We start from the raw sequence: 13,481 nt of genomic DNA on the forward strand, positions 1-13,481 counted from the left end.
TCCACCTCCGGAACCGGCCGGACCAGACGACACCCGTCAACTCACCGACTGCGTCACGGTTCTCGCCGTGCACGCGGCTACGGCGGCGCGATCACCCACGACGCACTCCGCACCGCCCGTGACCGAGCGCCTTCTCGCGTTCAGCCGCTGTCGTTCAGCCGCTCTCTGTTGAGGCGGTCGACCGCGCCCGACGCGTCGCCGATCGTCGCGAAGTCGACGGCGACGAAGTTGACCGGCCGGCCGCGTTCCTTCTCGCAGCGGCGGGCCCGGTCCAGGATGAAGTCGCGTTTGTTGACGACGGCGGCGTCGAGACGGCTGCCGCCCATGTCGGTGATGAAGTGGTTCAGCAGGAACAGCCGCTTGCCGGTCCCGCCGCGGTGCGGGACGCAGTTCATCTGTTCCGGTGCGGTGTACGAGAACGGGGTCTCCATGCCGTACCGGTAGAAGTTGCGGTACCAGGGCGCGGGCCCGTCGGCCTGTTCGGCGAAGACGACCAGGCGGCGGCCCGAGTCGATCATCTCGCCCAGTGTGGGCCACGGGTGGTTCGGGTCGGCGTCCGGTGTGAACAGCAGCCGCTCGAGGCCCGCCCGGCGGAACGCCTCCCGTGTCCGTTCGCCGTCGATGGCGTCCTGGACGATGAGGGTGACCAGTTCACCGGGGTGCTCGTCCAGCCAGGTGCCGATCTCGCGCAACGTCTCCACGAGGGGGATCGCCCCGGCCCGGCACACCGCGTGGCACAGCCACATGCCGGGGCGCGGCGGGTTGGCGCGCTCGGCCAGGCGGGTGATCTGCTCCTTCATGTCGGGCGGGAAGTCCGCCTCCCGCAACCGTTCGGCCACCTCCTCGGGGGTCTCCCACGTCTGCGTGTCGATGAGGAGACCGCGGGCCCCGGCATCCAACTGGGCGACGATGTCCGGGTCCTGGAGCGGGCCGATGAACCGGTCCGCGGTCGTCGACATGGCGTTGTGCGTGGCCAGGAAGGCGACCTGGTCGTAACGCCTGTCGCAGAGCGACTCCGAGCCGAGGCAGAGCTCGCGGGCGTCCTTGCCCGCCGCGAGCGGGACCAGCACCGCGCCGATCATCGCGACGGCCACGAGGGCGCCGCCCGCCGTGCCCAGAACCGCGCTCCGCCGCCGCCCGGTCAGCCGCGCCCCGCGCCGCGCCACGACCTTCTGGTACGCCCACGGCGCCCCCGCCAGGGCGAGACCCGCAGCCAACGGGAGCGCCGACGTGATCAGTCCCACCGAGAGGAGGGCGTCGGCGGCACCGTGCTGCACGTCGTCCAGGAGTCGGCCCACGGAGGGCGGCCAGCTCGACGGCGGACGCATCATCAGGTCCCCGATCTGCCACCGCGCCACGGCGAGGACCACGGCCGACAGCGCACCTGACGCCGCCAGTGCCGTGCCGACGCGGCGCACCCGCACCGCCCAGGACGCCGAGCCGGTGAAGGCCAGTACGCAGCCCGCGCCGAGGGCGAGCACGCCGGCGATGCCCTGGACCCACCCCAGCGCCAGCCTGGTGAAATACCGGGCCTGCTCGGCCGCGCCCAGGTCGACGCCCGCGGCCTTCAGGTCCGGTACGGCGTTCCAGCGCCCGTCGTCCGTGAGGGCCGACAGGTCCGACACGGAACCGGGCACCCGGTCGCCGAGCGCGTACGGCCCGACCGCGGCCAGCGCCGAGGCCACGTCCCCGGAGCCGAGCGACGCCTCCACCTGGGGACGCAGGCCTGCGCGTCGGTCCTCCGGGACGGCTCCCATGAGCCACTGCGCCGCCTGCCGCGCCGCAGCGGGTTCGAGACGCAGCTCGGGCAGGTTGTCCGGGCGGTGGCCGCGGGAGATGTCGTCCAGAGCGGCCGTCAGCTCCCGCGTGAACGCGGCGAAGTCGGGGGACTCGCGCCCCTGGGCTGAGGCGACCAGGTCACCGAGGTAGATCTCCGCGAAGCTGCCGACGTTGGTCAGGACGGGCCGCAGGTCCACGGAGAGGCGCAGGCGCGGCTCCTGCCCGCGCAAGTACGCCACGGCGTGACCGATCTGCTCGTCCACCAGGGTGCGGAGAGTGGCGGGCGGCAGCACGTTCTTCAGGTTCGCCGTCACCTGCGCCTCGGGCACGGGCAGCCGGCCGAGCAGGTCACGGGTGACGCGTGCTGTCGCGGGGTCGACGAGCACCTCGTCGTACAGCCGCTCGTACGCGCCCTGTTCGTCCAGCACGGCCTGGTAGAAGACCCGGTTCAGGACCGTCGCGCGGGCGCACCCTGCGAGGACGAGGACGACGGTGGAAAGAGCGAGCACGGCCCAGGCCGTGGGTCGCAGCGAGGACCGCCACCGCTTCCGCCACGGGCTGCCGACGGCATCGTCCCTGCTCTCCGCGTCGCTGCCACTCACGAAACGATCATCCTCCGGCGTGCGGCGCGGCGCCACACCGGCCCCTCAGCGGCGCGGCCCCTCAGTCCAGGCACTCCCTCGCCCGGCGGTCCGCCCCGCTGACCAGGTCGACGCGCCGGCCGTCCCCTTCCTTGAGGACGTACAGCGTGCCGTTCTCGGGGCTCCAGTCGCGCGGCACGAGGAAGACGCGGTCTCCGGAGACGTGGAACAGGCGCAGCCCGCCGTACTCGTACGCGTACTGGCTCCCCTTCTCGGTGACGTGCCGGAAACAGCTGCCGCCGCCCCGGATCATCAGGTCCTTCTCGCTGAAGACGACGACCGCGGGGAACTCGCCGCGGAGCGTCCGCTCGGTCAGCTCGGCGCGGCCCCGGCCCGCGATCGCCGCGTACGACGACACGGCCCAGAACAGGGACAGTACGCAGATGAAGAGGGTGAGCCCCCACAGGCGCAGGTCCCGGCGTCCGCGTGTGCGGGCGTACGCGTTGAGCGCGAGGCCACCGATCGCCGTGAGCGGCAGGAGCAGGTCGAACAGCCAGGGGCTGAGCGGATACAGCGGTACGAGGGCGAGCGGGACGGCCCAGGCGTACCGCAGCACACGGGTGGCGCGGGCCAGCCGTTCAGGTTCGCCCGCGGTCCAGCGGAGCAGCCCGAGCGTGCCGAGCGCGATGCCGGCCGCGAGCCAGGCGGGGAGGTAGAGGGCGCTGACGCTGCGCAACAGGTAGTCGCTGGTGGAGAGGTGGAAGACGGTGTCACGCAGTCCGAGCGCCTTGGTCTCGGCATCCGTGCTCGCCCAGCCGAAGTAGAACAGGACGGCGGTGAGCAACGTGACGAGGGACCCGACGGCACCGACGATCTCCACCCAGCCGATACGGGGCTCGGAGGGGGCGGAGTGTGGGGCGGTGGTGGGGTTCGGTGTCGGGGAGGGGCTGGGCACGGGGTCGGGAGCGGGTTCTGGACCCGGGTTCGGGGCGGGCGCGGGCGCGGGTGCCGGGGCCGGAGGGGGCCCAGGCGCCGGGGGCGGGGACGGAGGCGGAGTCGGGGGTGGGGCCGGGGGTGTCGGGTCGGGGGCGGTCATGGGGACGGGGACCTGGACGAGAGGGAAGGCGACGGAGGCTGTGGCGCTTCGGCCCAGGTGATCGTGAACGCCGCCCGTCGTGTCACCCGCACGCCGTTCTTCGTCACGAGCGTCACATCGATCACCGTCGGGCGGTGGCCCCCGAAGCCGTTGGGGCCCGGCAGGTCGACGGAGAACCCCGCGTCCTTGCAGCACTTCGTCCTCTCGTTGTCGCTCCCGTAGGGTTCCAGCGTCAGGGGCTCCGCAAGCTCCGCGGCGCGTAGTTCCACGATCCGGGGCACGTCGGGCCATGTGCCGTGGAAGCCGACCGACGCGTCCGGCGCGACAGTGCGCTCCGTGGCCGAGATCTTGTTGTCGCAGGCCGCGGTCCCCGCCGGAGCGGACCGGAGCACCACCTGTTCGGAGGGATGCCGCCGGTAGTACGCGACGAAGCGCTGCAGGACCGCGAAGGCGTCGCCGTCCTTGCAGAGGTACTCGCTGGTGCCGGGCCGGTAGCCCGCCGCGCGCAGCCCCGCCTCCGCGCGGGTGGCGATGGCCAGGCCGGCCCGCTCGCCGTGCGCGGCCTTGCAGATGCCGGCGAGCCCTTCGATGACCTTCCAGGCCTGCGGGGTCCCCGAGTCGGGGGGTTGCTTCTCGGGGTCGGTGGCGCTGTCGTACGGCAGTTGGCACTCGCCACGCTGCAGCAGGTCGTACATGCTGTCCGGCTCCGGCCTGTCGTCCGTGTTGGGGGACTTGGGCCCCCACGGCAGCCAGCCGGGCGGCGTCCCGCCCCCACGGTTTCCGCCCCCGCCGTCGTCTCCTCCACTGCCCCCACCCCCGCCGCCGTCCCCCTCCGAGCCCCCGGTCTGCCAGGACCCGCCGGACGACCCGCCCGTACCTCCCGTCCCCCCGTCCGAACCGCCGCCCGACGACCCGCCGGCGGTATCGTCGCCACCCGTACCCCCGCTCTCACCCGTCGTGTCGGAGGAGCCACCGCCACCGGTGCTCGTTCCCGTACTGATGCCGCCGTCGGGGGAGCTGCCACCGCCTCCCCGCGCCCCGCCGCCGGGCGACGCGACACCCCGTATCCCGAAGAACAGCCCCACCACCAGGACGAATCCGATGACGGCGAAGGCCCAGGGCGGCACGCGGTCGGTACCCGAACCGAAGCGAACAGCCATGACGGCACCCCCGTTTCGCTTACTCCCATGATGCTGCGGAGGGGTGAGGTCCGGAATATTTTCGGCAACTGGGCCCGCGCGGCTCAGCGATGTGCTGGGCGCCAGTACAGCGCGGGGTCGGGGTGGTCGACGAAACCCAGGTCCCGGTACAGCGGCTCGCCCTGTGCGGAGGCGTAGAGGTCGACGCGGGACGCGCCCCGCGTGTCGAACCAGTCGAGCAGCGTCCGCATGATGGCCCGGCTGTGCCCGCGCCGCCGGTACGCGGGGTCCGTGACGACGCCGATCACGTGGCCGACCCGCCCGGTGACGCTGTGCGGACCGGGGAACCACTGCTCGACGGTGCCGATTCCGCAGGCCGCGAGTCCGTGTGCGCCGTCCACGACGAGGATGCGCGCGGTGTCGGCCGTCAGCTGCTCCTCCAGTACCGAGGCGAGGTTGCGGCGCCAGTCGTCCTCGACCGACGCGGGGTTGAAGTACTCCTCGTCGCGGGTCTCGAAGAGCAGCGACCGCAGACGTACGAGCTCGGGCACGTCCGCCGCCGCGGCGCGGCGCACGCGGGCAACGTCGTTGCGGAACACGGTGAGTTGTTGTCCGTTGGGCTGGTTCATGACCACTACCGTCCGGTAAGGGTCTTGTTCAGCACAACCCTTACCGAAAGGGCGGCGCGGGAGGGCCGGGGAAGAGAAGGGATTCCCTGTTGATCGCGGGCGGGCGGCCGGGATAGGAAAGCCGCATGACGACTCTGGGTGTGGTCTTCCGTCCTCAACTTCCGCCCGAGCGCCTGCGCGGCATGGTGCGCGCGGCCGACGACGCGGGTCTCGCAGAGCTGTGGCTCTGGGAGGACTGCTTCCTGGAGAGCGGCATCGCCGCGGCGTCCGCCGCCCTCGCCTGGTCCGAACGGCTGCGCGTGGGGGTGGGACTGCTGCCCGTGCCGCTGCGGAACGTCGCCCTCACCACCATGGAGGCGGCCACACTGCACCGCCTCTTCCCCGACCGCGTCCTGCTCGGCGTCGGGCACGGCGTGCAGGACTGGATGGGGCAGGTGGGCGCACGTGCCGAGTCGCCGGTCACGCTCCTGCGCGAACACCTCGACGCGATGCGGGCGCTGCTGGCGGGCGAGCGCGTCACGACGCACGGGCGGTACGTCCATCTCGACGACGTGGCGCTCGACTGGCCGCCCGCGTCCGCCCCCGCGGTGTACGCGGGCGCGCGGGGACCCCGCTCGCTGCGGCTCACCGGGGAGGCGGCGGACGGCACCATCCTGGACGCGAGCGTGACACCGGACGGCGTACGCCGTGCACGCCAACTCGTCGATGAGGGGCGGGAGTCGGCAGGGCGGGAGGGTGCCCATCCGGTGGTGGTCTACCTGCTCGCCGCGACCGGTCCCGACGCGGAGAACCGGCTGCGGGCCGAGCTCCGCGGCGAGGGGCGGGACGGGATCGAGGGGCTCGGTGTCGCCGGGGACGCCGAGGCCGTGGCGGACGCCGTCCGGCGGCTCGCCGATGCGGGGGCCGACACGGTCGTCCTGCAGCCCACCGCCGACGAACCGGACCCGGAGGGGTTCATCCGCTTCGTCACGGACGGGGTGGCCCCGCTGACGCCGTGACCGCCCCCGCCTCGCCCCTGCCGTCGGTGCGTCCTATGCTCACGCGCATGGGACATGGAGATACCGATGGTGGCGCTGCCGCCCGCGCCGACGCCGAGGTCACCACCTCCCTGGACCTGAACCAGCTCCGCACCTTCCTCGCCGTCTACCGCTCCGGTTCCTTCACCGCGGCCGCACGTCTCCTGGGCCTGTCGCAGCCCACGGTCACCGCGCAGATCCGGTCCCTGGAGCGCAGGCTCGACCGGGAGCTGTTCGAGCGGCTCCCGCGCGGCGCGGCGCCCGCCCCCTTCGCGGACGAGCTGGCAGCCCGCATCGTCGAGCCCCTGGACGCGCTCGCCGAGGTCGCGGGCCACGGCAGCGACAGTTCCGCCGAGCCCGTCCACGTGGCGGGACCGGCGGAGCTCCTGTCCCACTGCGTACTGCCGCGGATCGCCCCGCTGGTGGAGAAGGGAGTGGTGCTGCGGGTCGCGACCGGGCTCACGGACGACCTCCTGGAGGAGATGCGCGCGGGTCGGCACGACCTCCTGATCGCCACGGCCCGCCCCCGCGGCCGGACGCCGGCCTCGGTGCCGCTCGCCGACGAGGAGTTCGTCCTGGTCGCCTCGCCGGTCTGGGCGGAGCGGATCGGCGGGGCGCCGCGGCTCGCCGTCGACGGTCCCGCGGTGCTGCACGGCGTCCCTCTGGTGGCGTACGCCGATGACCTGCCCATCGTCCGCCGCTACTGGCGGCACGTCTTCGGCAGGCGCCTGGTCTGCAAGCCCGCCGTCACCATGCCGGACCTGCGCGCGGTCAAGGCGGCCGTCGCGGGCGGCGCCGGTTTCACTGTGCTGCCCCGATACCTGTGCGTCGACGAACTGGCGTCCGGCGCCCTGGTCCTGCTGAACGACCCGGACGACCCGCCCATCAACACGGGTTACCTGGTCCAGCGCCCCGGCTCGTCGGACAACCCGCACGTGGCCCTGGTCAGGGACCACCTGCTGGAGTCCGCGCGCGGCTGGTAGCCGGATCGGATCGCCGAACCGAACCGACCCGGCCCGGCTCCCGGTTCAGTCTTGGGCGTCCCGCAGTTGCAGCCCGTTCTCCCAGATCGTGTTCAGCGTCGTGACGAGCCGCTCGTACGGGATGCGCTGCCCGAGCACGAACACCATGTAGGCCATGCGGCTCACCATGACGGAGAGGGCGTGCGCGGTGACCAGGGGGTCCAGGGAGGTGTCGGCCTGGCCGTTCTCCTGGAGGGTGCGGATGAGCTTGGCGTTGCGCCGGGCGAACGCGTTGCCCCGCTCGATGCGCAGCGCCATGAACTGCTCGTCGACCTGGGCGACTTGCTCGAACAGGGCCATGAGCCGGGCGTTCTTCCTGTACGCCCGCAGGTATTCGCGGTTCGACGCGTCGATGAGCTTCCGGGGGTCGGTGATGCCGGTGCGCTCACGCAGGTGCGGGTGGAGCATCTCCTCCTGCACCTGCTCGACCAGTGCCCGGAAGATCTCTTCCTTGCTGTTGAAATACGTGTAGAACGACCCGGAGGCGACGTGTGCCGCCTTGGAGATGTCCGTGATGCGGGCGTCCAGGTACCCGTCGCGCTCGAACACCTCGCGCGCGGCGGCGATCAGCGCGTTGCGCGTCCTGACGCCACGGGCGCTGCGGGGAGTGATCGGTTGCTTCTGGCCGTCTGCGGCCGGGGCCTGGGCAGCCACCGCGATCCATTCACTGTCGGTCGAACCTGTACGTATCGGAGGCAGCGGATGTTATCAGCCGACCTCGGAGAGGAAGTCGAGCAGAGCGGCATTCACCTCGTCGGGCCGCTGCTGCTGGATCCAGTGGCCGCCGCCTTCGAGTACGACGTGGGCGCGCTGGTCGGTCAGCATGGTGTCGAGGTCCTTGGCGGGCATGAACTGGCCGACGGGGTCCTTGGAGCCGGTGAGGAACAGCGAGGGCTGGGTGACGCGGCGGTCGGCGAGGTGCTCGGTGAGCTCCCAGTTGCGGTCGAGGTTGCGGTAGTAGTTGAGACCGCCGGTGAACCCGGTGCGCTCGAACGTCTCGACGTAGTGGCCCAGTTCCTCCTCGCTGAGCCACGGCGGGGGCGACGACGGCTCGTCGTGCTGCTCGGCCCAGCGGGCGGAGTAGATCTCCTTCGCCACGAGCGTCCTGCGCACGTTGCGGCCGAGGGCCGCGTCCGCCGCGCCGGGCTCCTGGAACCAGACCATGTAGAAGTCCTCGCCGAGCCGCTTGCGCAGGATCGGGATCGGGGGTGCCGGGGCGCGCCGCGCCACCGGCACGCTCATCCCGGCCACCGCACGCACCCGCTCCGGGCGGGCCAGGGCCATCTGCCACACCACCATGGCACCCCAGTCGTGCCCCACGAAGACGGCGTCGTCCGCGCCCACGTCGTCGAGGACCGCGGCCAGGTCGCCGCAGAGCGTCAGGATGTCGTACGCGTCGACGTCGGCGGGCCGCGAGCTCCCGCCGTACCCCCGCATGTCGGGGACGAGGACGCGGTACCCCGCACTCGCCAGCGCGAAGACCTGGTGCCGCCAGGAGAACGCCAGCTCGGGGAAGCCGTGGCACAGGACCACCGGGGGTTCGCCCGGCCGTCCCTCGCCGTGGTCGAAGACGCGCAGCGTGATGTCGCCCGACGGGACCTCGCGCGTCGCGACGCGCTCCCACTCGGCGAGGGTGACGTGTGTCGGCATGGGCAGAACCTCCGTGGTCCGCGCTTTGAACTTGACGTTGAGTTCAATGTACAAGGCGGGTGCCCGCGCGGATGGCGGCGTTCTCCATACTCTTGAACCTGAACCCGGATTCAAATACGCTGCCCGCCCCGAGACCGTTGGAGGACGACGCGTGTTCGACGTGACCGACAGGGCCAAGGAGTACCAGGAGCGGCTGCTCGCCTTCATGGACGAGCACGTCTACCCCGCGGAGGCGGTGTACGAGGCCCAGATGGCGGAGTCGGGCGACCCGCACGCCGGTCCTGGAGGAGCTCAAGGCCGAGGCGCGGAAGCAGGGCCTGTGGAACCTCTTCCACCCGCACCCCGAGTGGGGTCCTGGCCTGACCAACCTGGAGTACGCGACGCTGGCCGAGATCATGGGCCGCAGCGCGCACCTCGCCCCCGAGGCCACCAACTGCAACGCGCCGGACACCGGAAACATGGAGGTCCTCACGCTCTTCGGCACGGAAGAGCACAAGGAGAAGTGGCTGAAGCCGCTGCTCGCCGGTGAGATCGCCTCCGCGTTCGCCATGACCGAGCCCGCCGTCGCCAGCTCCGACGCCCGCAACATCGAGATGCGCATGGTCCGCGACGGCGACGACTACGTCCTCAACGGCCGCAAGTGGTGGACCTCCAACGCCCTGCACAAGAACTGCCGGGTGCTCATCGTCATGGGCAAGACCGACCCGGACGGCCCGAGCCACCGCCAGCAGAGCATGATGGTCGTCCCGCTCGACACCCCCGGCGTCACCGTCCTGCGCAACCTGCCCGTCTTCGGCTACCAGGACCGCGAAGGCCACGCGGAGGTGCTCTTCGAGGACGTACGCGTCCCCGCCACCGCGCTCCTCGCGGGCGAGGGCGACGGCTTCATGATCAGCCAGGCGCGGCTGGGCCCCGGACGCATCCACCACTGCATGCGCACGATCGGCATGGCGGAGCGCGCCCTGGACCTCATGATCGACCGTGCCCAGTCGCGTACGACGTTCGGCGCGCCGCTCGCCGACCGGGCGAACATCCAGGACTGGATCGCCGAGTCGCGCGTCGAGATCGACATGGCCCGCCTGCTCACCCTCAGGGCCGCACACCTGATGGACACCGTCGGCAACAAGGAGGCGCGGACGGAGATCGCCGCCATCAAGGTCGCCGCACCCCAGGTCGCGCTCAAGGTCGTCGACCGGGCCATCCAGGTGCACGGCGGCGGCGGTGTCAGTGACGACTTCCCGCTCGCCGGCATGTACGCCCACCTGCGCACGCTGCGGCTCGCGGACGGCCCCGACGAAGTCCACAAGCGCGCCATCGCGCTGCGGGAACTGCGCCGCCGGGAGAACGAGCGGAGTGGCCGGTGAGCGCGCCGCGTGACGACCGGGGCCCTCTGGCCGGGAAGGTCGCCGTCGTCACCGGCGCCTCCCGCGGCATCGGTCTCGCGGCGGCCGCCGCGCTGCGCGACCGCGGCGCGCACGTCGTGGTCACCTCGCGCAGCGAGGAACGCGCCAAGGAGGCGGCGGCTCGACTCGGCGACGGCGCAAGCGGGTTCGGGGCCCACGCCACCGACGAGGCCGCCGCGCGAGCCTGTGTCGAGCACACCGTCGCGACGTACGGCAGCCTCGACATCCTCGTCAACAACGCCGGTACGAACCCCGCGTACGGCCCCGTCATCGACCAGGACCACGGGCGCTTCGCCAAGACGATGGACGTCAACCTGTGGGCGCCGATCCTGTGGACCTCGCTCGCGGTGAGGGCGTGGATGGGCGAGCACGGCGGCTCCGTCGTCAACACCGCCTCCATCGGCGGCCTCACGGTCGCCCAGGACGTCGGCATCTACCACGTCTCCAAGGCCGCACTCATCCACCTCACCAAGCAACTCGCCCTGGAACTCGCCCCCAAGGTCCGCGTCAACGCCATCGCCCCGGGAGTGGTCCGCACCAGGCTCGCCGAGGCGCTGTGGGAGGAGAACGAGGCGAAGGTAGCCGCGGCCACGCCGCTCGGCCGCATCGGCGAACCCGAGGACCTGGGGGAGGCCGTCGCCTTCCTCGCCGGGGGAGGTGCCCGCTGGATCACGGGGGAGACCCTCGTGGTGGACGGCGGCCAGCTCCTCGGCGGCGGCCCGCTGTGACGTCTCGCTCACTCCTTTCCCTCCGTACCGCACGATGTCGCCCGATGTTCGCCCCCGCGTCACCCACCCGCTCGGTGACGGGTGCGAGCATCTGGGGTCAGGTCGAGATCCAATTTCGCGGTACCCCGAGGGGACAACGTTGCAACGCCCACGTCCAGGACGTACGTACCACCAACGAGGGGGAGCGCGCGCCGCGGTCTCCCTGACGGCTCTGCTGTCGCTGTCACTGACGGGATGCGGTGTCGCGGGCCTCGGGGGAGACGGTGACGACGGGGGCGGTGACGCGGGGTCCGCGGCCGGTGCCGCCGCCGTCGCGGGGATCGACTGCGCCGACGCGGGCAAGGTGCAGGGGACCGGGTCGAGCGCGCAGCAGAACGCGATGAAGTACTGGATCAAGCACTATCAGCGCGCGTGCCCGAAGGTGCGGATCGCCTACAACCCGATCGGGTCCGGTGCGGGCGGCGCGCAGTTCCTGCGGGGTGCGACCGCGTTCGGCGGCTCCGACAGCGCGCTCAAGCCCGACGAGGTCGAGCGCTCCAAGGACGTCTGCCGGGGTGGGCGCGCCATCGACCTGCCCATGGTCGGCGGCCCCATCGCGATCGGCTACGACGTGCCGGGCCTCGACGACCTGGTGCTCGACGCCCCCACCCTCGCGAAGATCTTCGACCGGAAGATCACCGACTGGGACGACCCGGAGATCGGGCGCCTCAACCCGGGCGCCGAGCTCCCCGCGATGCCGATCCGCCCCGTGCACCGGTCGGACGACTCCGGCACGACGCAGAACTTCCAGGCCTACCTCGCGGGCGCGGCCCCGGCAGTTTGGCCCCACCCGGTGGCCAAGTCCTGGCAGGGGAGGGGCGGCGCGTCCGCGAGCGGGTCGAGCGGCGTCGCATCGGAGGTGACGTCCGGCGTCGGAGCGATCGGGTACTTCGAGCTGTCCTTCGCACGCGCCCGCCAGATCAAGACGGTGAGCGTCGACACGGGCGCGCCCGCCCCGGTCGCGCCGACGCCCGCGACGGCGTCGAAGGGCATCGCCGCGGCCCGGGTCGCCGGCCAGGGCAAGGACATGAAGCTCAAGTTCCGCTACGACGCCTCGGCGCCGGACGCGTACCCGATCGTCCAGGTCACGTACGAGATCGTCTGCGACAAGGGCAACCAGAAGACGACCCTGCCCGCGCTCAAGTCGTTCCTGACCTACACGGCGAGCAAGGTGGGCCAGAAGGACCTGTCGCGCCTGAACTACGCGCCGCTGCCGGAGTCGGTCGCGGGCCAGGTACGGGACGTGGTGGACACGCTCTCCTGACGCGAGCCGGGCGTCGGGGCGGGGGGCCAAAGGCAGGCTCTGAATGCGAGACTGCCCGTATGTTCACGGAGATCATGGCGGCGGCGGGAGTGCTCGCCCTCCTCACCGTGGTGCCGGGCCCCGACATGGCCGTGGTCACCGAACGAGCCGTCGGTGCGGGCTGGCACGACGGGTTGCGCACGGTCGGCGGGATCACCGCCGGACTGCTGGTCTGGGGTGTCCTGACAGTGGCGGGTCTCGCCGCCGTCCTCGCGGCGTCGGCCACCGCCTACACGGTGGTCAAGCTGCTCGGCGCGGGTTACCTCCTGTTCCTCGGGGCGCAGGCCCTGTGGCAGAGCCGCCGAGGCGGCCGACCGGCCGCTGCCGCCCCGGACGCCACGACGCCTCGCGGCAACCCGTGGCGCACCGGCCTCGTCAGCAACGTACTCAACCCGAAGATCGCCGTCTTCTACACGGGCCTCCTGCCCACTCTCGCCCCGCACTCCCTTCCGTCGCACCTGGGCATGGCTCTGCTCGCGGTCCTGCACGCGGCCCTCACGCTGGTGTGGCTGGGCGGATACGTCATGGTGCTGGCCACGGCCCGCGCCTTCTTCGAGAGGCCGACGGTGCGCAGGGTCCTGGACCGTGTGACGGGCGTCGTCCTCATCGGCTTCGGCCTGAAGGTGGCGACGGCGGACAGCTGAGCCGTCCGCCCCCGCCCCCTCCCGCTCTCAGGCGACCGCCGTCCCTTCCAACTCGACCAACTGGCCCGGGATCGCCAGGCGCGTCACCCCGAGCATCGTGGTGACCGGTGCGACCCCGGCGGTGGCGAGTTGGCCCGCCAGTACGCCGTAGTGCTGGAAGAGCAGGTCGACGTCGGTCGTGTAGACGTTGAGGCGGACGAGGTCCGCGAGGGACATGCCGGCCTCGGCGAGGACGGCCTTGACGTTGTCGACGCTCAGCGCGAGCTGAGCCGCCATGTCGCCCTCGTGCTCGGGTCTGCCCTCGCCGCTCATCGCGGTCTGGCCCGAGAGGTACAGGGTGCGTGTGTGTCCGGAGACGAGCTCGCCCTGGTTGAAGCCCAACTCCGTCGACCAGGTCACTGGGTTGACTGCGTTTCGTTCCATGGCCCGGAGCCTTCCAGCAATACATGACA

At 71.9% G+C, this 13,481-nt stretch carries 12 protein-coding genes and 1 pseudogene; 6 read left to right on the forward strand and 7 right to left on the reverse strand.

Going from position 1 to position 13,481, the window contains the following annotated elements; all coding sequences use genetic code 11:
- Window positions 1-140: 140 nt before the first annotated feature.
- From DEJ47_RS34890 to DEJ47_RS34905, 4 genes are all read right to left on the reverse strand, one after another.
- Window positions 141-2,381 carry a hypothetical protein gene (locus DEJ47_RS34890; RefSeq protein ID WP_223828629.1) on the reverse strand — a complete coding sequence of 747 codons (2,241 nt, stop codon included), beginning with the start codon at window positions 2,379-2,381 and terminating at the stop codon, window positions 141-143.
- A gap of 61 nt (window positions 2,382-2,442) precedes the next feature.
- Window positions 2,443-3,315: a hypothetical protein gene (locus tag DEJ47_RS34895; RefSeq protein ID WP_150175115.1), complete on the reverse strand. Its 873-nt coding sequence runs from the start codon at window positions 3,313-3,315 to the stop codon at window positions 2,443-2,445.
- A gap of 137 nt (window positions 3,316-3,452) precedes the next feature.
- Entirely contained in the window at window positions 3,453-4,616 is a 1,164-nt protein-coding gene (locus DEJ47_RS34900; RefSeq protein WP_150175116.1) for a hypothetical protein, read from the reverse strand.
- Window positions 4,617-4,699: 83 nt separating this feature from the next.
- Window positions 4,700-5,224, reverse strand: coding sequence for a GNAT family N-acetyltransferase (locus DEJ47_RS34905; RefSeq protein ID WP_150175117.1), 525 nt, complete (start codon window positions 5,222-5,224; stop codon window positions 4,700-4,702).
- A 125-nt stretch (window positions 5,225-5,349) separates the two neighbouring features.
- On the opposite strand from DEJ47_RS34905, the gene DEJ47_RS34910 reads away from it, so the two are divergent.
- A complete protein-coding gene (locus tag DEJ47_RS34910) occupies window positions 5,350-6,222 on the forward strand; it encodes an LLM class flavin-dependent oxidoreductase (protein ID WP_150175118.1) in 873 nt (290 codons plus the stop codon).
- 47 nt (window positions 6,223-6,269) lie between these two features.
- Window positions 6,270-7,223 (forward strand): LysR family transcriptional regulator, encoded by a 954-nt coding sequence (locus DEJ47_RS34915; RefSeq protein ID WP_150175119.1) that lies wholly within the window; start codon window positions 6,270-6,272, stop codon window positions 7,221-7,223.
- 45 nt (window positions 7,224-7,268) lie between these two features.
- Here the strand turns inward: DEJ47_RS34915 and DEJ47_RS34920 are convergent, their stop codons facing one another.
- A complete protein-coding gene (locus tag DEJ47_RS34920) occupies window positions 7,269-7,916 on the reverse strand; it encodes a TetR/AcrR family transcriptional regulator (RefSeq protein WP_150175120.1) in 648 nt (215 codons plus the stop codon).
- 54 nt (window positions 7,917-7,970) lie between these two features.
- Window positions 7,971-8,912, reverse strand: coding sequence for an alpha/beta fold hydrolase (locus tag DEJ47_RS34925; RefSeq protein ID WP_150175121.1), 942 nt, complete (start codon window positions 8,910-8,912; stop codon window positions 7,971-7,973).
- A 205-nt stretch (window positions 8,913-9,117) separates the two neighbouring features.
- Here DEJ47_RS34925 and DEJ47_RS34930 point away from each other — a divergent pair.
- The 4 genes and pseudogenes from DEJ47_RS34930 (at window position 9,118) to DEJ47_RS34945 (ending at window position 13,029) form a co-directional block, all read left to right on the forward strand.
- A pseudogene (locus DEJ47_RS34930) lies at window positions 9,118-10,276 on the forward strand (acyl-CoA dehydrogenase family protein).
- Window positions 10,273-11,043 carry an SDR family oxidoreductase gene (locus DEJ47_RS34935; protein WP_223828630.1) on the forward strand — a complete coding sequence of 257 codons (771 nt, stop codon included), beginning with the start codon at window positions 10,273-10,275 and terminating at the stop codon, window positions 11,041-11,043. The pseudogene DEJ47_RS34930 and the gene DEJ47_RS34935 overlap by 4 nt, the downstream one beginning before the upstream one ends.
- Window positions 11,044-11,182: 139 nt before the next feature.
- Window positions 11,183-12,346: a phosphate ABC transporter substrate-binding protein PstS gene (gene pstS / locus DEJ47_RS34940; protein ID WP_223828631.1), complete on the forward strand. Its 1,164-nt coding sequence runs from the start codon at window positions 11,183-11,185 to the stop codon at window positions 12,344-12,346.
- A gap of 59 nt (window positions 12,347-12,405) precedes the next feature.
- On the forward strand, window positions 12,406-13,029 hold the full coding sequence (locus DEJ47_RS34945; protein WP_150175123.1) for a LysE family translocator: 624 nt from the start codon (window positions 12,406-12,408) through the stop codon (window positions 13,027-13,029).
- 27 nt (window positions 13,030-13,056) lie between these two features.
- On the opposite strand, the gene DEJ47_RS34950 is transcribed toward DEJ47_RS34945, so the two are convergent.
- Window positions 13,057-13,452 carry a RidA family protein gene (locus DEJ47_RS34950; protein ID WP_150175124.1) on the reverse strand — a complete coding sequence of 132 codons (396 nt, stop codon included), beginning with the start codon at window positions 13,450-13,452 and terminating at the stop codon, window positions 13,057-13,059.
- Window positions 13,453-13,481 lie beyond the last annotated feature (29 nt).

The organism is Streptomyces venezuelae (genome assembly GCF_008642355.1).
Lineage (GTDB): Bacteria > Actinomycetota > Actinomycetes > Streptomycetales > Streptomycetaceae > Streptomyces > Streptomyces venezuelae_B.